Origin of the sequence: Roseovarius pelagicus, from assembly GCF_025639885.1 — a bacterium.
In the GTDB taxonomy this organism is placed as follows: Bacteria; Pseudomonadota; Alphaproteobacteria; order Rhodobacterales; family Rhodobacteraceae; genus Roseovarius; species Roseovarius pelagicus.
Genome location: NZ_CP106738.1, coordinates 2,524,624 through 2,548,126, shown reverse-complemented (window position 1 = coordinate 2,548,126; position 23,503 = coordinate 2,524,624). Strand labels below are relative to the sequence as shown.

Annotated in this window: 27 protein-coding genes and 1 tRNA gene; 15 read left to right on the top strand and 13 right to left on the bottom strand. The window is 59.9% G+C overall.

Annotated elements, in window-relative coordinates; genetic code table 11:
* Nucleotides 1-44: 44 nt before the first annotated feature.
* From N7U68_RS13635 to N7U68_RS13625, 3 genes are all read right to left on the bottom strand, one after another.
* Complete coding sequence (locus N7U68_RS13635; protein WP_263047153.1) at nt 45-911, bottom strand: glycosyltransferase family 10 fucosyltransferase; 867 nt, start codon at nt 909-911, stop codon at nt 45-47.
* 122 nt (nt 912-1,033) lie between these two features.
* Nucleotides 1,034-1,261, bottom strand: coding sequence for a DUF1150 family protein (locus tag N7U68_RS13630; RefSeq protein ID WP_165194681.1), 228 nt, complete (start codon nt 1,259-1,261; stop codon nt 1,034-1,036).
* Nucleotides 1,262-1,274: 13 nt separating this feature from the next.
* Complete coding sequence (locus N7U68_RS13625; RefSeq protein WP_165194683.1) at nt 1,275-1,694, bottom strand: Hsp20 family protein; 420 nt, start codon at nt 1,692-1,694, stop codon at nt 1,275-1,277.
* A 169-nt stretch (nt 1,695-1,863) separates the two neighbouring features.
* On the opposite strand from N7U68_RS13625, the gene N7U68_RS13620 reads away from it, so the two are divergent.
* From N7U68_RS13620 to N7U68_RS13610, 3 genes are read left to right on the top strand one after another with little or no spacing between them, the layout of a single operon-like run.
* Entirely contained in the window at nt 1,864-2,088 is a 225-nt protein-coding gene (locus N7U68_RS13620; protein ID WP_165194685.1) for a YdcH family protein, read from the top strand.
* Between the two features lie 46 nt (nt 2,089-2,134).
* Complete coding sequence (gene purE / locus N7U68_RS13615; RefSeq protein ID WP_165194687.1) at nt 2,135-2,623, top strand: 5-(carboxyamino)imidazole ribonucleotide mutase; 489 nt, start codon at nt 2,135-2,137, stop codon at nt 2,621-2,623.
* The gene (locus N7U68_RS13610; protein ID WP_263047152.1) at nt 2,616-3,689 is read left to right on the top strand and encodes a 5-(carboxyamino)imidazole ribonucleotide synthase; all 1,074 of its coding nucleotides are present in this window, start codon (nt 2,616-2,618) and stop codon (nt 3,687-3,689) included. Before purE ends, N7U68_RS13610 begins: the two co-directional genes overlap by 8 nt.
* 15 nt (nt 3,690-3,704) lie before the next feature.
* Here the strand turns inward: N7U68_RS13610 and rnr are convergent, their stop codons facing one another.
* Nucleotides 3,705-5,960 carry a ribonuclease R gene (gene rnr / locus N7U68_RS13605; RefSeq protein ID WP_263047151.1) on the bottom strand — a complete coding sequence of 752 codons (2,256 nt, stop codon included), beginning with the start codon at nt 5,958-5,960 and terminating at the stop codon, nt 3,705-3,707.
* 246 nt (nt 5,961-6,206) lie between these two features.
* On the opposite strand from rnr, the gene leuC reads away from it, so the two are divergent.
* From leuC to N7U68_RS13585, 4 genes are all read left to right on the top strand, one after another.
* A complete protein-coding gene (gene leuC, locus N7U68_RS13600) occupies nt 6,207-7,613 on the top strand; it encodes a 3-isopropylmalate dehydratase large subunit (protein ID WP_263047150.1) in 1,407 nt (468 codons plus the stop codon).
* Nucleotides 7,613-8,218 carry a 3-isopropylmalate dehydratase small subunit gene (leuD, locus tag N7U68_RS13595; protein ID WP_263047149.1) on the top strand — a complete coding sequence of 202 codons (606 nt, stop codon included), beginning with the start codon at nt 7,613-7,615 and terminating at the stop codon, nt 8,216-8,218. The genes leuC and leuD overlap by 1 nt, the downstream gene beginning before the upstream one ends.
* Before the next feature lie 370 nt (nt 8,219-8,588).
* A complete protein-coding gene (locus N7U68_RS13590; protein WP_241188072.1) occupies nt 8,589-9,380 on the top strand; it encodes a hypothetical protein in 792 nt (263 codons plus the stop codon).
* On the top strand, nt 9,377-10,453 hold the full coding sequence (locus N7U68_RS13585) for an endonuclease/exonuclease/phosphatase family protein (protein WP_263049163.1): 1,077 nt from the start codon (nt 9,377-9,379) through the stop codon (nt 10,451-10,453). The genes N7U68_RS13590 and N7U68_RS13585 overlap by 4 nt, the downstream gene beginning before the upstream one ends.
* Nucleotides 10,454-10,457: 4 nt before the next feature.
* Here the strand turns inward: N7U68_RS13585 and hemF are convergent, their stop codons facing one another.
* Genes hemF through clpS form a run of 4 tightly spaced genes read right to left on the bottom strand, consistent with a single transcriptional unit; the run spans nt 10,458 to nt 13,582 of the window.
* A complete protein-coding gene (gene hemF / locus N7U68_RS13580) occupies nt 10,458-11,342 on the bottom strand; it encodes an oxygen-dependent coproporphyrinogen oxidase (protein ID WP_373322923.1) in 885 nt (294 codons plus the stop codon).
* Between the two features lie 54 nt (nt 11,343-11,396).
* Nucleotides 11,397-12,197 carry an SDR family NAD(P)-dependent oxidoreductase gene (locus N7U68_RS13575; protein WP_165194699.1) on the bottom strand — a complete coding sequence of 267 codons (801 nt, stop codon included), beginning with the start codon at nt 12,195-12,197 and terminating at the stop codon, nt 11,397-11,399.
* Nucleotides 12,198-12,245: 48 nt separating this feature from the next.
* Nucleotides 12,246-13,232, bottom strand: coding sequence for a class I SAM-dependent methyltransferase (locus N7U68_RS13570; RefSeq protein ID WP_263047148.1), 987 nt, complete (start codon nt 13,230-13,232; stop codon nt 12,246-12,248).
* 8 nt (nt 13,233-13,240) lie between these two features.
* Nucleotides 13,241-13,582 (bottom strand): ATP-dependent Clp protease adapter ClpS, encoded by a 342-nt coding sequence (gene clpS / locus N7U68_RS13565; RefSeq protein ID WP_165194703.1) that lies wholly within the window; start codon nt 13,580-13,582, stop codon nt 13,241-13,243.
* A gap of 86 nt (nt 13,583-13,668) precedes the next feature.
* On the opposite strand from clpS, the gene N7U68_RS13560 reads away from it, so the two are divergent.
* Complete coding sequence (locus N7U68_RS13560) at nt 13,669-14,364, top strand: HAD family hydrolase (protein ID WP_263047147.1); 696 nt, start codon at nt 13,669-13,671, stop codon at nt 14,362-14,364.
* 34 nt (nt 14,365-14,398) lie between these two features.
* On the opposite strand, the gene zapE is transcribed toward N7U68_RS13560, so the two are convergent.
* Nucleotides 14,399-15,457 (bottom strand): cell division protein ZapE, encoded by a 1,059-nt coding sequence (gene zapE / locus N7U68_RS13555; RefSeq protein ID WP_263047146.1) that lies wholly within the window; start codon nt 15,455-15,457, stop codon nt 14,399-14,401.
* Nucleotides 15,458-15,619: 162 nt separating this feature from the next.
* Nucleotides 15,620-16,009 carry a DUF4189 domain-containing protein gene (locus N7U68_RS13550; RefSeq protein ID WP_263047145.1) on the bottom strand — a complete coding sequence of 130 codons (390 nt, stop codon included), beginning with the start codon at nt 16,007-16,009 and terminating at the stop codon, nt 15,620-15,622.
* Nucleotides 16,010-16,286: 277 nt separating this feature from the next.
* Here N7U68_RS13550 and N7U68_RS13545 point away from each other — a divergent pair, with 277 nt between their 5' ends.
* The 3 genes from N7U68_RS13545 to N7U68_RS13535 are packed head-to-tail and all read left to right on the top strand — an operon-like array spanning nt 16,287 to nt 18,531.
* Entirely contained in the window at nt 16,287-16,883 is a 597-nt protein-coding gene (locus N7U68_RS13545; protein WP_165194709.1) for a LysE family translocator, read from the top strand.
* Nucleotides 16,884-16,893: 10 nt separating this feature from the next.
* Nucleotides 16,894-17,508 carry a hypothetical protein gene (locus tag N7U68_RS13540; protein WP_263047144.1) on the top strand — a complete coding sequence of 205 codons (615 nt, stop codon included), beginning with the start codon at nt 16,894-16,896 and terminating at the stop codon, nt 17,506-17,508.
* 60 nt (nt 17,509-17,568) lie between these two features.
* Nucleotides 17,569-18,531 (top strand): acetyl-CoA carboxylase carboxyltransferase subunit alpha, encoded by a 963-nt coding sequence (locus tag N7U68_RS13535; protein ID WP_263047143.1) that lies wholly within the window; start codon nt 17,569-17,571, stop codon nt 18,529-18,531.
* 50 nt (nt 18,532-18,581) lie between these two features.
* On the opposite strand, the gene N7U68_RS13530 is transcribed toward N7U68_RS13535, so the two are convergent.
* Both N7U68_RS13530 and N7U68_RS13525 read right to left on the bottom strand, forming a co-directional pair.
* The gene (locus N7U68_RS13530) at nt 18,582-19,229 is read right to left on the bottom strand and encodes a GntR family transcriptional regulator (protein ID WP_165194714.1); all 648 of its coding nucleotides are present in this window, start codon (nt 19,227-19,229) and stop codon (nt 18,582-18,584) included.
* Nucleotides 19,230-19,268: 39 nt separating this feature from the next.
* Nucleotides 19,269-19,955, bottom strand: a complete 687-nt coding sequence (locus N7U68_RS13525; protein ID WP_263047142.1) for a M48 family metallopeptidase — start codon at nt 19,953-19,955, stop codon at nt 19,269-19,271.
* A 116-nt stretch (nt 19,956-20,071) separates the two neighbouring features.
* Here N7U68_RS13525 and N7U68_RS13520 point away from each other — a divergent pair, with 116 nt between their 5' ends.
* From N7U68_RS13520 to speB, 3 genes are all read left to right on the top strand, one after another.
* Nucleotides 20,072-20,401 (top strand): TIGR02300 family protein, encoded by a 330-nt coding sequence (locus N7U68_RS13520; protein WP_165194717.1) that lies wholly within the window; start codon nt 20,072-20,074, stop codon nt 20,399-20,401.
* 64 nt (nt 20,402-20,465) lie between these two features.
* Nucleotides 20,466-20,541: transfer RNA gene (locus N7U68_RS13515), tRNA-Ala, on the top strand.
* A gap of 265 nt (nt 20,542-20,806) precedes the next feature.
* Nucleotides 20,807-21,859 (top strand): agmatinase, encoded by a 1,053-nt coding sequence (gene speB, locus N7U68_RS13510; RefSeq protein ID WP_263047141.1) that lies wholly within the window; start codon nt 20,807-20,809, stop codon nt 21,857-21,859.
* Between the two features lie 143 nt (nt 21,860-22,002).
* Here the strand turns inward: speB and N7U68_RS13505 are convergent, their stop codons facing one another.
* The gene (locus tag N7U68_RS13505; protein WP_263047140.1) at nt 22,003-22,434 is read right to left on the bottom strand and encodes an META domain-containing protein; all 432 of its coding nucleotides are present in this window, start codon (nt 22,432-22,434) and stop codon (nt 22,003-22,005) included.
* A gap of 369 nt (nt 22,435-22,803) precedes the next feature.
* Here N7U68_RS13505 and N7U68_RS13500 point away from each other — a divergent pair, with 369 nt between their 5' ends.
* On the top strand, nt 22,804-23,445 hold the full coding sequence (locus tag N7U68_RS13500) for an MSMEG_1061 family FMN-dependent PPOX-type flavoprotein (protein WP_263047139.1): 642 nt from the start codon (nt 22,804-22,806) through the stop codon (nt 23,443-23,445).
* Nucleotides 23,446-23,503 lie beyond the last annotated feature (58 nt).

The following is a 23,503-nucleotide window of genomic DNA, read 5'->3' as shown; positions in this document are numbered from 1 at the left end:
CCAACAGTTGCCGGCCGGATGCGTAATCCGGCCACTGCACCGCCTCACGCGCTGTTCAATACCGCCTGCGCCGCGCGTCCCATGTAATCACCCCATCCATCCGCTTGCCCCTGCGCTCTGATCAGCGCAGGGCGCAGCGTTTCATACTGTGCCTCGGATACATCCTGAACCGCGCGGTGAATATCCGCTTCGCACTGGCACAGGATCATGCCGCTCGTGTCGATGAAATCAGCAATATTGGGACAGCCCCAGTATATCGGCACAGTTTCGCACAGCACCGCATCCAGTAGCTTTTCAGTAAAGTAGTTCGGTTCGCGCACGTTCTCGATCACGATGGAATAGCGGTACGGGGCCAGCCCTTCGGCCTTGGCACCAAAGGGGATGTATCCGCCCCCCATCGTATCCACGTCCAACCCTTTGGCATTCGCCCACGCAGCGACGCTATGACGTAGCTGATGCCCTTCCTGCGATCGTTTCGCCGAAGCAATCAGTGACGTCATCCGCGTCTTGGTCACGTCCAGATCGCGCCACTCCGGTACCCATGTGCTGCCGTGGGCAAAGAAAATTCCATTGGGGATGGCTGCCAACAACGTCTCGTTGCAGGTCAAAACACGGTAAAATCGCCGGTGGCTCCATCGCAACTTTTGCAGGTGATGGCCGTGGATCGCGGGCGGCTCCATCACCATGATCGAGATATGCGCACGGATCCCCCAGAAGGGACGAAAATGCAGCGTCGTTCGGGGGAAAACAATCAGGTGATCATCGGGATCAAGATCACGCAGGCAGTGACCCGAAATGTCTGCGGGTACCCCCAACGGCCAGATCAGCTGCTCAAGCGGTATCATACCGGGCCGCGGGCCCAGCTTCATATTGCTGGGCAGAATGGCGATTTTGGGGGAAGCTTGCAGCACTCGGGGTTCTCCATCCAGTGCCGCGTGATAGGCGCTGTGGCGCTGCGGCGCAATGGCGCTTGGACGGACGGGGATGCCGGGCAAATGCCCGGCCTACCCCACCGTGCGCGCAAGCAGTGCGTTCAGTGTACAGTTACCGGCGTCAGATCGTTCTGCCGCGCCAGCACAAAGGCCAGCTTGCGATCACGGACCAGCGCCAGACGCTCGCCCTCGGCACTATGCACTGCATAGAGCGTCTCCAGCCCCTGCACCTGTGCCTGCACCTCTTCGGGCAGATCAGCCACATCGACCGACCGCACATAGGCGATGCGGTTCCGCTCGCCTGCGCCAAAATCATACTTCGTATCCATAACTTTACTCTCCTCAGGCGCGTGTCTTGTTGATCTTGATCGTCTGAACCACGGTCTCGGGCGTGGCCCGCGTCAGGTCGATATGCAGCAATCCGTTTTCCATGATTGCAGCACCCACTTCGACCCCATCGGCCAGTACAAAAGATCGCTGAAACTGGCGCCCGGCAATGCCACGATGCAGGAAAACCCGCTCGCTCATGTCGTCATTCTGACGACCACGAATGACCAGTTGCCGATCCTCGACCGTTACCGACATGTCATTCTCGGCGAACCCGGCCACAGCCAGAGTAATGCGATAGGAGGTGTCGCTGGTCTGCTCGATATTGAACGGTGGGTAACCTTCGTTACCGGATTTGGCGCTGCGTTCCAGCAACCGCTCCAGCTGTTCAAATCCCAGCATATAGGGGTGGGCCCCCAAAGTCAGTTTTGTCATCGACGCGTCCTTGAAGCTAAGCGACTGGTCCATATGCACGGCAGCCCCATTTTGGCGACTGCTGCTTGTCATCGAATATGGGCACTCGTACCCACCCCTGCAAGGGCTTTGCGAAACGTGCAACTCAGCCTATCGTGTTCCGGCACGTATGGGTGGGGGAATCAGGCCTATGAACGCCTTTGGCGAACTTTCGATGAAATCGGACGACGTTCTGCACGTCGAATTGATAGAATTCCGCCGCCAACACCGTGATCTGGACGTAGCGATACAGGCTCTGGAAGAGCGCGGTGCGCGCGACCCCCTGACGATCAAGCGGCTCAAGCAACAAAAATTGCGTCTCAAGGACCGTATCGCCTATATTGAGGACCGTCTGACACCGGACATCATTGCCTAGGCGTCGCGTCTGGGTATAGTGCGCGCTCTAACATTGAGGGGGCAGTATGCCGGACGTGACAGTAGGGATCATCATGGGCAGCCAATCGGATTGGCCCACGATGAAAGAGGCCGCCGATATCCTCGACACTCTGGGTATTGCCTATGAAACACGCATCGTGTCGGCCCACCGTACACCAGACCGCCTGTGGGACTATGGAACCAAGGCCGCCGGTCGCGGACTGAAAGCGATCATCGCCGGGGCGGGTGGTGCCGCGCATTTGCCCGGAATGATGGCGTCCAAGACCCGCGTGCCGGTCATCGGCGTCCCGGTTCAGACCAAGGCGCTGTCGGGTGTCGACAGCCTCTATTCAATCGTCCAGATGCCACGCGGCTATCCCGTCGCCACAATGGCCATCGGCGCGGCGGGGGCTGCCAATGCCGGCCTGATGGCCGCCGCGATCCTTGCCAATGGCGACCCCGGATTGGCGGAACGGCTGGATGCGTGGCGTGCCGCGCTCTCGGCCTCGATCCCGCAGGAGCCACGCGATGACTGAAGCACTGAAACAGGGCGCGACCATCGGTATTCTGGGTGGCGGTCAATTGGGTCGCATGCTCAGCGTTGCGGCAGCGCGACTGGGGTTCAAAACCTGCATTTTCGAGCCTGGCGCAGACTGCCCCGCCAGCCATGTTGCAGACACCCATATTCAGGCCGGATACGAGGACGAAGGCGCATTGCGCACATTTGCAGCCGCCGTCGATGTCATCACCTTTGAGTTCGAAAACATCCCGACCTCGGCACTCGACGTTCTAGAGACACTCAACCCCGTCCGACCCAACCGCAAGGCGCTGCGCGTCAGTCAGGACCGGCTGGTGGAAAAGGCATTCCTGAACGATCTGGGCCTGAAAACCGCGCCATTTGCGGCCGTGGATGATGGCGTAGACGTGACGCAGGCCATGTCCGAAATCGGCCTGCCGGCAATCCTGAAAACACGCCGGTTTGGTTATGACGGCAAAGGGCAGGCACGGATCACCGACCCGAACGAGGCCGAGGCGGCATTGGCCGCGATGAACGGCGCACCATCACTCTACGAAGGCTTCGTTGATTTTGACTATGAAGTATCAGTGATCGCCGCGCGCGGGCTTGGCGGTGATGTGGCCTGCTATGACCCCGGCGAAAACGTCCACGAAGGAGGCATCCTGCGCACCACCACCATCCCTGCCCGCCTGAACGCGTCGCAGCGCACTGATGCGGTCCTGCTGGCCGCGCAAATCCTGAACAAGCTGGACTATGTCGGCGTGATGGGGGTGGAGCTGTTCGTGACCGGCGATGGCCTCGTGGTGAACGAGATTGCCCCACGCGTGCATAATTCAGGTCACTGGACCCAAAACGGATGTACCGTCGACCAGTTCGAGCAACACATCCGCGCCGTCGCTGGCTGGCCGCTGGGCGGTGGCACCCGGTATGCAAATGTGGTGATGGAGAACCTGATTGGCGACGACATGGCCCGCGTGCCGGATCTGGCCAAAGACGGCACCGCCGCGCTGCATCTCTATGGCAAGGCAGAGGTCAAACCGGGTCGCAAGATGGGCCATGTGAACATGATCACCGGCCCGGCCTGAGCGCCGCACCCGGCATTATCGCCGGGTACGCTTCACTTTCTTCTTCACCTTCGCCGCCTTGCGTTTGGCTGCGCCCAGCTTGCGCTTGGGCGGTTTGCCACGCCCGCCCGACGGCCCACGCGTGGCCGCCTTGCCCTCGATCGTAATAAGGTCGAGCGCGATACCACCCGTCACCGGCGCGGCCTCCGCCAGCTTGACCGTCACCCGTTGACCCAACCCGATCACCCGGCCAGTGTCAGACCCCATCAGCGTGCTGGATTCTTTGTCAAAGTGGAAATACTCGCGCCCCAGATTGCGGATCGGGATCAATCCGTCCGCGCCGGTTTCATCCAGCCGGACAAAGACGCCGAACTTTGCCACGCCGCTGATGCGTCCGCTGAACTCCTCGCCAACCCGCTCACTCAGGAACGCCGCCAGATAGCGATCATTGGTGTCGCGTTCAGCCATCATACTGCGCCGTTCAGTCTCGGAGATATGCTGCGCCGTCGCCTCCAGCCGATCCTCATCGCCCGGCGTCAGCCCGTCATCACCCCAGCCATGCGCCGTAATCAGCGCGCGATGCACGATCAGGTCCGCATAACGCCGGATCGGCGACGTGAAATGCGCATAAGCTTTTAGCGCCAGTCCGAAATGCCCAAAGTTACTGGGCGCATAATAGGCCTGCGTCATGGCGCGCAGGGTGCTCATGTTGATCTGCTCTGCATGGTCGGTGCCCGCCGCACCGCGCAGCAGATGATTGATGTGGTGCGTTTTCAGCACCTGTCCCTTGGCCAGCGTCAGCCCCGCCGCCTCGGCCACTTCGCGCAGTGTATCCAGTTTTTCTTCTGGCGGTTCTTCGTGAACACGGTACAGCAATGGTGACTTCTTGGCCGCCAACACTTCGGCAGCGGCGACATTGGCCAGCACCATGAATTCTTCGATCAGTTTGTGCGCATCCAGCCGATCGCTGAAATTCACGCTCAGCACCTCGCCTTCCTCGCTCAGCTCAACCTTGCGTTCCGGCAGGTCCAGATCCAGCGGCTGCCGGTTCTTGCGCGCCGTTTTCAGCGCATCATAGGCAGCATAAAGCGGCGCGATCACGTCATCCATCAACGGACCGCATTTGTCATTCGGCGCGCCGTCCATCGCGGCCTGCACCTCTTGGTAATTCAGCGATGCGGCAGAGCGCATGAGACCACGCACGAATTTCTGCCCGATCTTCTCGCCCTGTGCGTTCACCACCATGCGCACCGCTATGCAGGCGCGCGGCACACCCTCGTGCAGCGAACACAGATCACCCGACAGCCGATCCGGCAGCATCGGCACCACGCGATCCGGAAAATAGCTGGAGTTGCCGCGCTTGCGCGCCTCGCCATCCAGCGCCGAACCGGGTGTCACATAATGCGCAACATCCGCGATGGCGACCCAGATAACATGGCCGCCCTCGTTTTTCGGGTCATCATCGGCATGGGCGTAACACGCATCATCGTGGTCGCGCGCATCCCATGGGTCAATGGTGATCAGCGGCATGTCCCGCAAATCGGTGCGCCCCTTCAGGCCCGCAGGCTTCTGGGCGTCTGCCTCTGCAATCACCGCATCAGGAAAATCATCCGGTATGCCGTGCTGGTGAATCGCGATCAGCGATACGGCACGCGGCGCGCTAGGATCGCCCAACCGCGCCAGAATACGTGCACGCGGCAGGCCCATGCGATCCTTGGGGCCTGATTGCTCGGCCTCCACCAGTTCGCCGTCCTTGGCCCCGCCCGTGGCCCCCTCTGGCACCAGCCATTCCTTGCCGTCGCCCTTGTCGATGGGCAGGATACGCCCACCTTCGCTGCCTTTGCGAAACACGCCCAGCACCTTGCGTGGGTTGGTCCCGATCCGTCGAATCAACCGCGCCTCGTAATGATGCGCCTCGCCAGACACCTCTTGCAGACGGGCCAGAATACGGTCGCCGGGGGCCATCGCCGGATCACTGGCGCGTGGGACCAACAGGACAACCGGCTCGACACCGCTGCCCTGCCATTCCAGCGGACGCGCCAACAGATCGCCATCCGGCGTCGGTTCCGCCACTTGCAGCACGCTGACAGGCGGCAGGCGATCAGGATCGCGATACGTCTTCTTGCGCTTTTCCAGATGCCCTTCGGCTTCCAGTTCTTTCAGCAGGCGTTTCAGGTCGATCCGCGCCGCACCTTTGATTCCAAAGGCCTTGGCAATATCGCGTTTCGAGGTGAGGGTCGGGTTGTCCGAGATCCACTGCAGGATGTCGTCACGTGTGGGCATCTGGCTCATGGGGCTGACCTATCACGCCGCGCTGCGGGCGTCATCTGCGATTTCTACGGTATGTCTGGCCTCTTGCGAGACTCAGACAAGGTCTATATCTGACCCTGTATGACACGCATTATAGACATGGACGACCGCGCGCGCCTGCCTTGGCGGTTTTTTGGCGCAACGTTGAGCATACTCGCACGCCTATGAGGCGCGCAGTCCCATGTCACCACGCCTGAATTCCATCTGAAAACATACGGGAGAGGACCCATGTCCCCCAAGACGCTCTATGATAAAATCTGGGATGCCCATCTGGTACACGAAGCCGACGACGGCACCTGCCTGCTCTATATCGACCGGCATCTGGTCCACGAAGTGACCAGCCCGCAAGCCTTTGAGGGGCTGCGCATGACCGGCCGCACCGTGCGCGCGCCGGACAAGACGATCGCCGTGCCGGACCACAACGTGCCCACCACATTGGACCGCGCCAACGCCGCCACCATGACCGAGGACAGCCGCGTTCAGGTCGAGGCATTGGACAAGAACGCCCGCGACTTCGGCATCCACTACTACCCCGTCAGCGACGTGCGGCAGGGTATTGTGCATATCGTCGGACCAGAACAGGGCTGGACCCTGCCCGGCATGACCGTCGTTTGCGGCGACAGTCACACCGCGACACATGGCGCATTCGGCGCGCTGGCGCACGGCATCGGCACTTCCGAGGTCGAACATGTGCTGGCGACCCAGACGCTGATTCAGCAAAAATCCAAGAACATGAAAGTCGAAATCACCGGCAAGCTCAGCCCCGGTGTGACCGCCAAGGACATCACCCTGAGCGTGATCGGCAAGACCGGAACTGCCGGTGGCACCGGTTACGTGATCGAATACTGTGGCGAGGCGATCCGCGATCTCAGCATGGAAGGCCGCATGACCGTCTGCAACATGGCGATTGAGGGCGGCGCACGCGCGGGCCTGATCGCGCCGGATGAAAAGACGTTTGAGTACTGCATGGGCCGCCCGCACGCCCCCAAGGGCGCGGCATGGGAGGCGGCGCTGACATGGTGGAAAACACTCTATTCTGACGATGACGCCCATTGGGACAAGGTGATCACAATCCGCGGCGAAGACATCGCGCCGGTCGTGACATGGGGTACCTCGCCAGAGGACGTTCTGCCGATCACGGCCTCTGTTCCCGCAGCGTCTGATTTCACAGGTGGCAAGGTTGGCGCGGCGCAACGCAGCCTCGACTACATGGGCCTGACGCCCGGCACTCCGCTGAACGAGGTCGAGATCGACACTGTCTTTATCGGTTCGTGCACCAATGGCCGGATCGAGGATCTGCGCGCCGCTGCCGCCATCCTGAAAGGCAAGAAGATCAAGGAAGGACTGCGCGCCATGATCGTGCCCGGCTCGGGCCTTGTGCGCGCACAAGCAGAAGAAGAAGGACTGGCAGATATCTTTATTGAGGCCGGATTTGAATGGCGGCTTGCCGGTTGTTCGATGTGTCTCGCGATGAACCCGGATCAGCTGTCGCCCGGCGAACGCTGTGCCGCCACCTCGAACCGTAACTTCGAGGGCCGTCAGGGGCGCGGCGGACGCACCCACCTGATGTCACCCGCAATGGCAGCAGCGGCAGCCGTGACCGGAAAACTCACCGATGTTCGGGAGATGATGTAATGGACAAGTTCGAAAAACTCAGCGGCGTCGCCGCACCGATGCCGCTGATCAACGTCGATACCGACATGATCATCCCCAAGCAGTTCCTGAAAACGATCAAACGGTCAGGGCTGGGCGTGAATCTCTTTGACGAGATGCGCTATGACGATGACGGTCAGGAAATCCCCGATTTCGTACTGAACCAACCGGCCTATCGTGACGCCGAAATTCTGGTGGCAGGCGATAATTTCGGCTGCGGTTCGTCGCGTGAACATGCGCCCTGGGCGATCAAGGATTTCGGCATTCGCTGCGTCATCGCGCCCAGCTTTGCGGATATCTTTCACAACAACTGTTTCAAGAACGGTATCCTGCCGATCGCTCTGCCACAGGAACAGGTCGACATCCTGATGACCGAGGCCCAGAAAGGCTCGAACGCGCGGATCGAGGTCGATCTGGAGGCGCAAACCGTGACAACATCTGATGGGGATGTAATCGCGTTCGAAGTTGATCCGTTCAAGAAACACTGCCTGCTTGAAGGCTTGGACGACATCGGCCTGACGATGGAAAAAAGCGCTGCCATCGACAGTTTTGAGGCCACCGCCGGGACCATGCGTCCCTGGGTCTGAACATGCTCTTTTTCCTGTCTGGCACTCGCTGGGCAGGAAAATACCCTATTGTGACGCATTAACAGATTACACCAACATCTTGTGTTTGTGTCTTTTTATACCTCCCGAACAATCAGTGATTGATGCAATCGCGCACCAGTTTCGCGACCAAAATCGCAATTGACCTCGGGTAAGCCCAGCAAATTCTTGAGACGGTGCCGGAAACACGGCAAGAATAAGACATAAATGAGGCATACCGCCAAAATGAGCGGGATCAAGTTGGGACAAAGTTGCGGCATCGTATCGTGACTGGCCAAGTTGAAGGGATCGAGCAGTGATTACACAGCTTACTAGCGCCGTTTTGCGTGCGTTTCTGGTGACGATATTGTTGATGATACCTTCATTGGTATTGCCATCGGTTGCATCGGACACGGCACAGACCGTGGTCATTCTGGCCCTCTTGGCCGGTGCTCTGGTCTTTATCGAATATCACGGCCAATGCCCAAGCATCGTCGGTTTCCGGTTTGCTCCCCCTTACAATCGGTTGAAATTCGGCTTTATCGCGCTGACGGTTCTGATCATGTCCCTGATTGCGCGCGGCATGTCTGACCCGGGCAGTTGGACCATTCTGCTAACAGGGATCGGCCGCAGCATCGGTCATGCGCTGGATTTTCCCTATTCTCCCATCCGCCTGTTGCTGGTGTTGTTGCCCAGCAATTCGGATGTGCAGACGATCGACCTGCTACGCATCTATGCCGGGCTCAGCTATGCGCTGTCTATCACAATGGTACTCGCCTTTGTTGGTCTGGTGCGCCTCTGGGGCTGGCCCGTGCGTCGTCAGGCGTTCAATGTCTGGCTGAACCTGCCCCTCTTTGATCCGACCGGCGGTGGCGACGTGGTCGAGCGCCTCAACCGGGACGCCGCCATTAACATTTCATTAGGCTTTCTGCTGCCATTCTTGCTGCCAGCGGCGGTTCTGGTGATGTCGAGGCTGTTCAATCATTTCGACTTGCTTGGACCGCAAAGCCTGATCTGGATGACATGTGCATGGTCCTTTGTTCCCGCCAGTATGATCATGCGTGGCATCGCGACCAATCGCATCGCCGAGCTGATCACCGCCAAACGCCGCCGCGCCTACGCCCGCGCCGAAGCCGATGCAAAGGACGGTCTGCAACCCGTCTGATTGCAGCACTTCTTACCGGACTGCTCTGCATCCCATGGGCACAGGCAGAAACCCTGCGCATTGCCACGCTCAACGCTGAACTGACGCGCGATGGTCCCGGCCTGCTGCTGCGCGATATCGAACAGGGACGAGACCCACAGGTGGCCGCGTTGATACAGGTGGTGACCGCCGTCGCGCCGGATATTCTACTGCTTCAGGGGGTGGATTACGATCTGGAACTGCGCGCACTGGATGCGTTGCGACAGCAGATATCCAAAGCCGGACAGGACTATCCTTATGTGTTCGCACGGCGACCCAATACCGGCTGGCAAACCGGCCATGATCAGGATGGCGATGGCCGCCTGGCCGAACCGGAGGATGCCCAAGGCTTTGGCCGATTCGCAGGCGAGGGAGGTATGGCGATCCTGTCCCGATTTGCGCTGGACGCCGAAGCTGCGCAAGATTTCAGTACGTTGCTCTGGCGTGATCTGCCCGGCGCCACGCTGCCCCGGAAAAACAGCCAGCCTTTTCCATCCGCTCAGGTGCAGGCAGCATTGCGGCTGGCATCCGTAGCGCAATGGGTGGTGCCGGTTCGCCACCCGCGCGGCAGACTGCATCTGTTGACCTTCCACGCCAGCGCGCCCGTCTTTGACGGCCCGGAGGATCGCAATGGTCTACGCAACCGCGATCAGCTGCGGTTCTGGCAGCTCTACCTCGACGGGGCATTCGGGCCTGCACCCGCGCGGCGCTACGTGCTGGCAGGTGTGACCAATCAGGATCCGCTGGACGGTGAAGGGCGCAAGGCGGGCATTCGCGACCTTCTGGATGACCCGCGCCTGATCGATCCGCGCCCGGTGCGCGCCGGTCCCGCACCCGATATACCCGGCCACCAGACCGATCCGCGACTTGATACCGTCGCATGGCCCGGCCCCGAACCCGGCCATTTGCGGGTCAGCTATATCTTACCCTCTCGTGACTGGCAGATCGCGGCATCCGGCATCTATTGGCCAGCCGAGGACACGCCAGAGGGCACCGCCGCAGCAACAGCCAGCCGCCACCGCATGGTTTGGGTCGATCTGCAAATGCGGGATTAGACAATCACACCCACTTGGCCATCGGCGGCAGGGACATCAGCACAGCGTTGGCATCATGCCCCGTTGCCAGTCCGAATTTGGTGCCACGATCATAAACCAGATTGTATTCTGCATAGAGCCCGCGATGCACCAGTTGCGCGTCCTTGTCCGCGTCGCTCCAGTCCTGCACGCGCCGCTTTTCAATCAGCGGCACAAAGGCCGGCAGGAATGCGCGTCCGATATCCTGTGTCAGGGCGAAATCTGCCTGCCAGTCACCACTGTTGCGATCATCCATGAAAATACCGCCAACACCGCGCGCGCGTTTGCGGTGCGGGATATAGAAATACTCATCCGCCCACGCCTTTAGCGCGGGATAGATATCCACCCCATGCGGGTCCAGATGCGCCTGTTGCGTATGGTGGAAATGCGCCGTGTCCGCGTCATATTCGATGCACGGGTTCAGATCGGACCCGCCGCCGAACCACCACGCGTGCGGGGTCCAAAACATGCGGGTGTTCATATGGACCGCCGGGCAATGCGGGTTCTGCATATGTGCCACCAGACTGATACCGCTCGCCCAGAAGCTGGGATCATCCGCCATACCCGGCACCCCACGTGCCGCCATTGATCGCTGCGCGGCCTCGCCCAACTGGCCATAAACCTCTGACACGTTGACGCCGACCTTTTCAAAGACGCGCCCGCCGCGCATCACGCTCATCAGGCCGCCACCCGCATCGCTACCGTCATCTGATGCGCGGCGCGTCTCTGTCACTTCGAAACGACCCACAGGCGCATTTGTCAGTGGTCCAGAGGCGTGGCTGTCCTCCAGCGCCTCGAATGCACTTACTATTTCGTTTCGCAACTGCCGGAACCAGCCGCTGGCGCGCTGTTTTTCTGCGGTAAAATCCACGATGCCCCCTTGTCCACTCAATCCAATGATGCCCTTCCGGGCGAATGAGCAACCCTAATGTGCGGGTGCCGCCACCGGATCAAGCAACGAGCGCCCACCATCCACTGTCAGGATCTGCCCGGTCATAAAGGCCGCGCTGTCGCTGGCCAGATATTGCGCCGCCTCGGACAACTCCCACGGCGACGCCACGCGCCCCAATGGCGTATGTGCCTCGATATCCGCGCGATAGTCGCCATTGTCCTTCAACGCCTCTTTCAGGGACGCGCTCATCACCGATCCGAATGCCAGCGCGTTCACCCGGATACGATGCGGTGCCAGCGTAACCGCCATGGATCGCGTCAGCTGATCCAGAGCCGCTGTCGAAATCGAATAGGCCAGCAGATCAGGGTGCGTGCGCCGCGCCGCAATTGATGACAGGTTCACGATTGATCCCGCCGGGCCGTCCTCTTGATCCTTGGATTGTTTGATCATGCGTTTCGCCACCAACTGGCTTAGCCGCAAAGCCGTCATCAGGTTCTGGGCGAGCGATTCTTCCACACCGTCGTCATCAGGGTTCAGCGGGTCCGAAATAACCAGCTGTCGCGATGCATTGATCAGGATATCAACACTGTCAAAGGCGTCCAGCGTGGCCGACAACAGATTCGCCAAGGTCAGCTTCTCGCGCAGATCACCGGCGAAATATCGCATCGAATCGCCATCTCCGACCTCTCCGAACTCGGCCGCTAGCCGCTCTTCATCCATGTCGGCGAACATGACATTCGCACCCTTGTCGGCAAAATGGCGCCCGATGGCGAGGCCGATACCGTTGGCACCGCCCGTGACGATCGCAGTTTTACCGGAAATAGAGAATGACATGGTGCAGGTCCTCGTGACGTGATTCTGCGTGAAGAACGCTAAGCCAATTCAGCGCCGCTGGCGAGTGGGACGTCGTGCGTGCAGCAGCTTGAACTTGGTATCGCCCGCAACCTCGCTGCATTCGGCAAAGGCACCGACCAGATCACGTTCGTAGGGCAAATGCCTGTTCGCGACCAGCCATAGCTGCCCTTGCGGCTTTAGCATGGCGGCCGCCGCGGCGATAAACGCGGCCCCCAGCTTCGGGTCAGCGTCGCGTCCTATATGAAAGGGGGGATTCATGATCACCGCATCAGGGCGCGTATCCGGTTGCCAACGCAGCGCATCGGCCCAGTGGAAGTGTGCCCGCTCATCCGTCACGTTCCGCCGCGCACACTCCAGCGCCGCATGATTGGCCTCGACCAGATCGACGCGTGCGATCTTTTCGCGCTCCAGCACTCGGGACGACAGGTAACCCCAGCCCGCCCCTAGGTCGACCACATGCGCACCGATCTGCTGCGGCAGATGCTCGGCCAGAAAGCGTGACGCGGGATCAATCCCGTCAGCGGAAAACACGCCCGGCGCGGTCATGAAACCCGCCTCAACCGGCGCGGGCGCAGCGGGTACCCAGTCGGCAAGGTCCGCCACGCTTGCGTCGAACCAGAACAGCTTGCCATGTGCCTTGTTGATCGGGCCGGAAACTGCCGCGCGCTTGCGCATGTCCTTCAGCGCCGATTCGATTCCATCGGTTTTGGTGCCATCCACCACCACTGGTCCATCGGTGACCGACGCCGCCAGCGCGATCAGGGCGCGCGCCTCGGCCTTGGCCCGTGGGATCATTACAACCGCCGCATCATACCGGCCCTCTGGCATCACATCACAGCGAAACCCGCGCGCTTCGAAATCCTCGAAATCGGGGCGCATCCCGGTAATCACATGGCACTGGTCGGCTTCCAGCGGCGACAGGTCCATGCCCGCCCGCGGGGCAAAGACGGCAATGCGCGCCGCATCCGACAGGGTAAGGCCGCTTTCCTGCGACAAGGACAATCTGGGGTGCATAGCGCGAATTACTCTTTTTCCATCGTGCATTGCAGAGGATGCTGATGCTGGCGGGCGAAATCCATCACCTGCGCCACTTTGGTCTCGGCGATCTCGTGACTGAAAACCCCGACAACAGCCACACCCTTTTTATGGACGGTCAGCATGATCTCGAACGCCTCCGCGTGGGTCATACCGAAAAACCGCTCCAACACCGCGACGACGAACTCCATCGGGGTATAGTCGTCGTTCAGCAGCAGCACCTTGTATAGTGGCGGCCGCTTGGTCCGGGGACGCGTGGCCACGACGACCGACGCATCGCTGTCATCGTCGTTTTCCGGGCCGGCCAATATGTGCGTGTGTATGTGCATCATCTCTCGACGTGGGGCAGTGTGCGGTGTCTATATAGCCACTTGGGCAGAGGTGAAAAGGGGCAGCGCCATGCAGAGCCAACCTATTGAGGCGAGATCTGTCGATTATCGCTTTTGATGCCGATGATACGCTATGGCAGAATGAACAGTTCTTTCGCCTGACCGAAGAAAGATTCGCAAGCCTTCTGGCCGACTATGCCGACACCAGCGACCTGACCGAACGGTTGCACCGCGCTGAGATGCGAAACCTCGGGCAATATGGGTTCGGCATCAAGGGGTTTACCCTGTCGATGATTGAAACCGCGATCGAGGTCACCGCAGGTCGCGTTCCCGCCAGCGTCATCAAGGAACTGATAGATGCCGGGCAGAGCATGCTGTGCCATCCCGTCCACCTGCTACCCCATGCCGAAGAGGTCGTGCGCAACGTCGCCACCGATCACCGGGTCCTGCTGATCACCAAGGGCGATCTGCTGGATCAGGAGCGCAAGCTGGCCCAATCCGGGCTGGGGGATCTCTTTGACGGAGTCGAGATCGTGTCGGACAAGACACCAGCGGTCTATCAGGACATCTTTGCCCGTCATGGCGTGGCATCAGACGCTGTGCTGATGGCGGGCAATTCCATGCGCTCTGACGTGATGCCTGTGCTGGAAACCGGCGGTTGGGCCGTGCATGTCCCACATGATCTGACGTGGACTTACGAACGCACGGATACACCTGCGGACGCGACTCGGCTGCGGGTGATTGACCATCTGGGGCGACTGCCGGGGATGTTGCGGCGGTAAGGGAGCCGGGCTCAAGCCCGGCCTACGCAGTACGCTAGTCTGCGGCCCAATCCTCGGCCTGCATTTCCCGCAACCGACTCGCGGTCCGCTCGAACTCGAACGTCCCCTCGCCCTCGACATACAGGTATTCTGGCGCGGCGGCGGCGGAGCAGATCAACCGCACCTTCGCTTCGTATAGCGCATCAATCAGCGTCACGAATCGCTTGGCCTCGTTGAAATTCGATCGGCTCAGTTGCGGGATATTCTCCAGCACCAGCACCCGCGCAGCATCGGCCAGCGCCAGATAGTCGGCCGGCCCCAGTGATTTGCCGCAAAGATCATAGAATGACGCCCGCGCCACCCCGTTGTGAAAGGCAGGTATTTCAACCTCGCGCTTTTGCACGATCAGTGTGTGCGGTTCTGCCTGCCCATCGGTCAAATCCTGCCAGATCGCCTCGATTTCGGCGCGTGTCTCGGCATTCACCGGCGCAAAGTAGGTCTGACTGCCCGCGATGCGGTCCTGTCGGTAATCGGTGGGCGATTGCAGATGATGTACCACCATTCGTTCCTTGATCTGTTTGATAAAGGGCAGGAATAGCTGCCGGTTCAGCCCGTGTTTGTACAGATCATCCGGCACCCGGTTCGAGGTGGACACCACCACCACACCCGCGGCGAACAACGCCTCAAAGAGCCGCCCTACCACCATCGCATCGGTGATGTCGGTGATCTGCATCTCGTCAAATGCCAGCAGGCGCACGTCGGCGATGATCTTTTCCGCCACCGGGGCCAGCGCGTCCTCTCGGCCCGCCTGTCGTGCCGCGTGCATGCCCGCATGTACCTCTTGCATGAACGCGTGGAAATGCACCCGCCGACAGGGCACGTCTACTGAGGCGGCAAAGAGATCCATCAGCATGGATTTGCCGCGGCCAACCCCACCCCAGATATATAGACCCTTGGGCGGTTCTGCTGCCTTTTTGAACCAGCCCTTCTTTTCAGGCGCGGCCAAGGCAGCACGAATACGCTCAAACTCGGGCATGATCGCCTCTTGCGCCGGATCATGGCGCAGCTTGCCCTCCGCGACGAGGCGATCGTAAATGTCTGACATTGTTTCCATTCAGACAGAGATAACGCGCTCTCGCGCCATAGAAAAGTGATAACCGGTGCGCTATTCCCGCAGGTCCGGATGTCGCGGTCGAACGGTCCGAGCATGCGGAAGTTCTATGTATAATGCTCTGCACCGTCAGGCGGCACAGAGCGCATCAGAGCTGTCAGACGTTCACTGTGATGAACAGACCGAGGCGACGACCCAGCATTCAGCGCCCGGATTGCGTGTCGCGCATTCAGTCATCGCACGACTACGTGCAGCGTTTTCATTTCCGAAACCCCACGAAGCGCCCATATTCTTGATGGACTTCGTGCTTTTCGCGCGCGCCACCGCACCGCAACTGTCCTCGACCCAGACCGCCGTGGCACACCCCTTTCCTCCCTGTTCCGCGCAATACTTCTTCGCCGCAGCCTCGGCTTTACCGCGAGAGTCATACTCCCATGACCTGCCAAACTTGTTGTTTTTGAAACTATAGGCGATGGCTCCATATGTCTCGGCCATCACCGGTGTAGCTGGAAACGCGATCGCCAGAATGAGCGCCAGTCGTTTAATGTTTAGCATTTCTTCCCCTAAACTTCTTGTGAACGTTGTAACCGGTTGGACACTGAACACTCCGCACTCCTTGCCGGTCGCAGCACGCATTCAATCATAGCATGTTCTTAAAAAAAGTGATTGGCTCTTGTTTCCCTTCAATAGCCCATAGTCCCGGCCTTTTTTACACTTGCTGCGCAACAAGCCCCCGGCAATTGGTTCCGAACTTGGAAAAATTTGCAATGTCACAGTTTAATCTCTAACGAATTTCTCGCGACTGCGCCTCCTTCACAATATTTGTACACACATGACAATTGACCTTTTCACCGCCCTCGTGACCTTTGCCTTTGTCACCGTGATCACGCCGGGGCCGAACAACCTGATGCTGATGGCCTCGGGGGCCAATTTTGGCTTTCGCCGCACTGTGCCGCATATGCTTGGGATCGGGATGGGGTTTCCATCCATGGTGTTTCTGGTCGGACTGGGGGTGATGCAGGTCTTTGATCTATGGCCGCTCAGCTACACGGTGCTGAAAGTCGCGTCGGTGGCCTATCTGCTCTATCTGGCATGGAAGATCGCCAATGCCGCCCCGCCCAAGGATGCGACCGCCGAAGGCCGCCCGCTGACCTTTGTGCAATCGGCGGCCTTTCAATGGGTCAACCCCAAGGCGTGGTCGATGGCGCTGTCGGCGATCACCCTCTATGCAGCGGGCCGCGATGTGCCATCGGTGCTCTGGGTCGCGGGCACCTATGTGCTGGTTTCTCTGATCAGCACCACAAGCTGGACAGTGATGGGCCAGCAACTGCGCCGGTTGCTGAAAAACCCGATGCGTCTGCGGATCTTTAACTGGGTGATGGCGGTTCTGCTCGTCGCGACCCTGATCCCGGTACTATGGCCTGCCTGAGGGGCCCGGCATGGCTTTGACATTGCTTCACACCGCCGACATTCACCGCGCGACCTTCGACACGCTCCGCGACCGGATCGCACCGAACGCGACATTGCACCACAAGGTCCGCCCAGACTGGCTGGCGCGCGCTCAAAACGGCATCGACGCCTCGCTGGAGGTGGAAATCACAGCCGCAGTATCCGTAGCATCCGGATCTGTTCTGTGCACCTGCACCACACTCGGACCCACCGCGGCAAAGGCGGGCGCGATGGTGATCGACGCGCCAATGATGCAGGCCGCCGCTGAACGTGGCGGCACGATCCTGATGGCCTATTGCCTGCCCAGCACCCGCGCGCCCAGCCTCGCCGCGCTAGAGGCGGCGATTGCGAAATCAGCTAACTTTGCCCGCGCGCATCCGCTCTTGATCGGGGGCGCTTGGCCACTCTTTGAGGCAGGCAACGGTACGGGCTTTGCCATACGTATCGCCGAGGCCATCACACAGGAAGCCGCCGAAATTACAAACCTCGGCAGTATCGTGCTGGCGCAGGCGTCAATGTTGCCAGCGGCTCCTCTGCTGGGCGGACTCGGCGCACCTGTTCTGACCTCGCCAGAACTGGCCCTGCGCGCCGCATTGAACTGTTGAAGCGTTGCAATTCACGGCCATGCCAGCCATATATTCCGGACATCACGGGCGGAGCCGCATATGACCAATTATCTCGACTTCGAAAAACCTCTCGCTGAGATCGAGGGCAAGGCAGAAGAGCTGCGCGCGATGGCCCGCGCTGGCGAAGGTGTCGATGTCGAGGAAGAGGCCGGTGCCCTAGACAAGAAAGCCGCAGTCATGCTGCGCGATCTTTACAAGGATCTGACCCCTTGGCGGAAATGTCAGGTTGCGCGCCATCCAGAGCGCCCCCATTGCAAAGACTACATCAAGGGCCTCTTTACCGAGTACACGCCGCTGGCTGGTGATCGCAACTTTGCCGATGACCACGCCGTAATGGGCGGGCTGGCCCGTCTGAACGATACCCCCGTCATGGTGATCGGCCATGAAAAGGGCAACGACACCAAATCGCGCATCGAACGTAATTTCGGCATGGCCCGCCCCGAGGGCTACCGTAAGGCAATCCGCCTAATGGAAATGGCGGACAAGTTTGGCCTACCGGTCATTACCCTCGTGGACACCCCCGGTGCCTACCCCGGCAAAGGCGCCGAAGAGCGCGGTCAGTCCGAGGCGATTGCCCGCTCGACCGAGATGTGCCTGCAAATCGGCGTCCCCCTGATCAGCGTGATCATTGGTGAGGGCGGATCGGGCGGCGCCGTGGCCTTTGCCAGCGCCAACCGCGTCGCGATGCTGGAACATTCGGTTTATTCGGTGATTTCGCCCGAGGGCTGCGCGTCAATCCTGTGGAAAGACGCCGAGAAAATGCGCGAAGCGGCAGAGGCCCTGCGTCTAACCGCCAAGGATCTGACCCGTCTGGGCGTGGCAGACCGCATCATTGACGAACCGATGGGCGGCGCACACCGCGATCCAAAAGCAGCGATTGCCTCGGTCGGCACCGCCATCAGCGCCATGCTGAGCGAACTGTCGGGAAAGACCCCGAAAAAGCTGATCAAGGACCGGCGCGAAAAATTCCTGAACATGGGCAGCAGCGGCCTCGCTGCCTGATGTCTGCATCTGGCCCGTAGACCGGGCTTCAGCCCGGCACAGACACAAGGTCACCCCGCCAGCATCCGCAACCCCTGCGTCACATCCGACCGCACAGCCAGCCGCAATCCCGGCTCATCTCCCGCCTTTAGCGCGGCAATGATTAACCGGTGAAAATGTGGCGGCTCTTTTTGCCGCAATCGTCCATACAGCGCGCGCATTGTTGGCCCCAGTTGCAGCCAGACGGTTTCGGCCATCGCCAGCATTGCAGGCGCCTGCGCCCGCAGATACAGCGTCCGGTGAAACTCCAGATTGCGACGGATATAGGCCACCGCATCCTGCCGGGCGATATCTTCGGCCACTTGCGCGTTAATCGACGTCAGCCGGTCAATCAGCGCGATATGGGCACGCGGCAATGCGCGACTGGCCAGTTCCACTTCCAGCAGCGACCGTAACGCCGCCAGTTCTTCTATCCTGTCATTGCTCAGCTCCGGGGTCGACACCCGCCCCGAGCTGCTCAGCGTCAGTGCGCCCTCGGCCACTAACCGCCGTAGCGCCTCGCGTGCCGGCGTCATCGACACGTCAAATTCGCCGCCGATGCCACGCAGCGTCAGCGCCTGACCCGGCGCGATTTCGCCATGCATGATACGTGCCCGCAGGCCGCGATAGACGCGGTCATGGGCGGCGGGGCTGGGATCAGGACGGGGATTAAGCAGCATAGCGTCGTTTGTGATCACAAAAAGCCATGCGGTCAACGCTCAAAATCGATAGCGATGCAGACTGCTGCCATTCACCCGCAACCATTTGCGGGGCGCATCGTAACCGGGCAGCAATTGCGCCACCAAAGCCCAGAACGCAGGCGAATGGTTCATTTCCTGCAAATGCGCCACCTCATGGGCCGCAACATAATCCAGCACCTCCGGCGGGGCGAGTATCAGACGCCATGAATACATCAGCCCCGCATCTGCGGTACATGATCCCCAGCGTGATCGCGTATCGCGCAAGGTGATCCGCGCATAGGGACGGCCCAGCGCCGCTGCATACCGGTCAGAAGCCTCAACCAGCCGTTCGCGCGCCAGTGTCTTCAGCCACGCCTGCACCCGCGCCCCAGCACTGTCCGCGCTGCCCGGCACCAGCAAACGGTCGCCATCAGTCACCACGCGCCGCCCTGTACCCGCCACCAGCGTCATCGGCTGCCCTTTGACCGGCACTTCCGCGCCAATCCTGACTGGCACTTCCGACACTTGCCGCGTCAGCTGTCGCGCCAGCCAATCATGCTTGGAACGGGCGAAATCCAGACCGTCGCGTTCCGGCAAACCCCGGGGCATTGTCAGCGTCACGCGCCCATCCAAACTGGAAACGCGCAACGAAATCCGCCGTGCGCGCGCCGACCGTCGCAACGTGACTTCGATCGGGGGGTTGCCCGCAAGGACATGCTGGCCCATATGATCTCCTGATTGCGTTCCGCGTGTGCCGGGCCTTAAAGCCTTTGACACCTCTGCCCCGTTATGGCAGGGGACGCAGATTGCCCGCAAGGTTTGAAATGTGAGAGGGATCACCCATGCCCAAAGAAGAATGGGGCGTTAAACGCGTATGCCCGACCACCGGTCAGCGTTTTTACGACCTGAACAAAGATCCGATCGTCAGCCCCTACACTGGCGAAGTTGTCGAGCTGAACCTCGGCAAGTCCCGCTCGATCAAGGCGGATGCCGAAGATGCTGAAACGAAGAAGCTGAAAGAAACAGATGTCGACGAGGTCGTTCTCGACGATGACGACGACGATGACGTGGATGTTGATCTCGGCGATGACGTTCTGGAAGACGATGACGACAGCGATGATGTCTCACTTGACGAGATCGCCGATGTTGCCTCGGATGATGACGACAGCTAAGCAAAATTCAGGGCGGGATTTTTCGCTTGATCCCGCCCGGCGACTTGCATAATTAGCGGCGAACGGGGCCTTAGCTCAGCTGGGAGAGCGCTTGCATGGCATGCAAGAGGTCAGGGGTTCGATCCCCCTAGGCTCCACCAATCTTCTTCTGCAATTCCGATACACTTCTGCCGCTGGTTTCGGCGTATCGCTTCATTGCGGCCATCACCTCTTGGTTTGCGTATTAAATCGCACGATGCACCAAGGTGAAACCAGCCCTCAGTTTACACGGTCGACGTCCGGCATCTGCCAGTTGCCTAGGGACGCCAACAGCTCATTCGTAGACACGATTTGGTTTCGCAGGTTGCCATGGCGTCAGTCAGACCGGCGCGGTATCATTGCGACAACAATCTACGAGGTGCCAGAATGGCTTGGTCAGACAAGAAACTTGCCGAACTGCGGCAGACATTTTCCGACGCAACCGGCGGTGATCTGCAAAATCCGAATTTCCAAAGGATCGCGGACAAGATTTTTTCCGAAGGTGGTCGACGGCCCGCACCCTATGCCGGGATGCCCACTCTGCTGGATGCACCCCACCGTCCGATCGTCGAAGGCGACGATTTTTCCGATCTGGACGTCGCCCTCTACGGTGTGCCCATGGACCTCGGCGTGACCAATCGCAACGGGTCCAGATTCGGGCCGCGCGCCTTGCGAGCAATTGAACGTATCGGACCATATAACGATGCTCTGGACTGTGCGCCCGTACACGAAATGGCGGTTGCCGACATTGGCGATGTCCCGATGCAAAGCCGCTTCGATCTGGCGCAAAGCCATGCGGATATCGAGAAGTTCGTGGCTGAAATTGTCGCACAGGGCGTGATTCCGATGGCGGCGGGTGGCGACCATTCGATCAGCCACCCGATTCTCAGGGCGGTCGCCACGAACGGCCCGGTCGGCATGATCCACATCGACGCGCATTGCGACACCGGCGGCTCGTACGAGGGCGAGAAATTTCATCACGGCGGCCCCTTTCGAAACGCCGTACTGGATGGCGTGCTTGACCCCGAGCGCACGATCCAGATCGGAATTCGAGGCGCGGCTAAATATATCTGGGAGTTTTCGGAGATGTCCGGAATGACCGTGATCGAAGCGGCGGACATCAATCAACTCGGCATTCGTGAAATTATCCGTCAGGCGCGCACGGTGATTGGCGATGGGCCGACGTATTTTTCGTTCGATATCGACAGCCTTGACCCCGCCTTTGCGCCCGGCACTGGCACGCCAGAGGTCGGCGGCCTGACCACCCGAGAGGCACTCGCACTGATCAGGGGCATGAAGGGCGCCAATCTGGTCGGCGGCGACGTGGTCGAGGTGGCACCGGCCTACGACCCGACGACAAACACAGCCCAGAACGGCGCGCAGATGCTGTTCGAAATTCTCAGCCTAATGCAGTTCTCGCCGTTCAGAACGACCCCCTAGGATCGCCGCACCAAAACGTCGGGAACACTGCGATCAGTCGGTGGTCGCAGCGCCTTTACCGGTGTCTATGGCTCTGCCCGAACGTTCAATGTGCCCTCCAGCCCGAACACATCAACATAGGCCGCATCAGTAACCGGCAGTGTCTATGGGTCCGATGGAACGTCCGATGCGTTGGACTCAGAACCCGGCTCATCATCAAGACGCGCCAGCACCAGACTGCGATCATCCTGCAATACAGTCATGGTATGAGACAGCGGATCAAAACGGATATCCATTGTCCCCGCGAACATCCCGACAATTGCGGCCTCCTGCGCCACCAACGCGTCATCAGCGCAGGCCTTCTTTGTGTGCGCCATCGGCCCCTCGATCACCAATTGCCCGCCCTCATACCGCGCCTGTCCCTGAAACAGGTTACAGCCGGTATTTCCAGAATAGCTGCCATCCGCACGAAACCCGATACTGGCTTCACCAACTGCCGCAGCACCATCTACCGTGACAATGCGCCAATCTGACGCCTGCGCTGCAGCAGAGCCGAATAAAAACCAAATACTCACACAGCTCTTCAGTAATTTCATCAAACAGTCTCCTTGGGTCAGGCAGTCACAGGCCAGGACATTATCACAAAGGTCATGCATGCCGCCGCTAACAACAGCGCGCGAGCGTCTGCAAGCCCCACAAAATTGCGGCGCGATTACTGTAAATGGTCGCCCATGTCAGGCTCCTCCATCTGCGTAAAAAATTCACGCGTTGAGTGGTATAGAACGCGAAGCCAAGCGACATAGCAACCAGCCATCGCATTCAAATTAGGTCTACTAAACCTTCCGACACCGGCTTTGTGGCGGTCCAAGCGGCAGCATCGAATTTTTGCATGACAGAGGAAACCAACCGAATTTTTCGACAGTGTGATAGGCTGCAATAACGGAACTGCGCAAGGAGACGTCAGAATGCCGACCGTATTCGGATATCACGTCAATGAGATCATAAACTCGCAGTCCGACCTGCGCGCCCATTACAAGATGCCGTCACGCTTCGTGAACAATAAGGTGCTGACCGAAATTGATCCGCTTGCCGCAAGGTTCATCGACAAAACAGCCCTCGTGTTCGTGTCGACGCAGCGCCCTGACGGACAGATTGACGTCAGTCCCAGAGGCGACCCACCGGGATTCCTCAAAGTGCTGACTCCCTCCCTGCTCGCCCTTCCGGATCGGCTGGGAAACAATCGGGTCGATACGTTCGAGAATATCATCCTAAACCCGCAGATCGGCCTGATCTGCGTCATTCCCGGTCATCGCGATACACTGCGAATATCCGGTGAGGCCCGGATCGTGCGCGATGACGATCTCGCACAGAGTCTGTCGGTCTCGGGCAAACCCGCCCAAGCCGCGCTACTGATCAAGGTCAGCCGCGTCCTGTGCCATTGCCCAAAAGCTTTCGTCCGTGGTGGTGTCTGGTCATCTGACAGCTGGCCTGACACCACAGACGTTCCGACCCTGGCAGAGATGATGTGCGCGCATGGTGCGCTGTCCGACAACATCGCGGACGTCGAGGACATCGTGCAAAATGATCGCCAGAATCGTTTGTACTAGGTCGCGACGGCCCCATTGTCGGCGTCAGCCCTTAGCCTGATCCACGGGCTAGATTGCT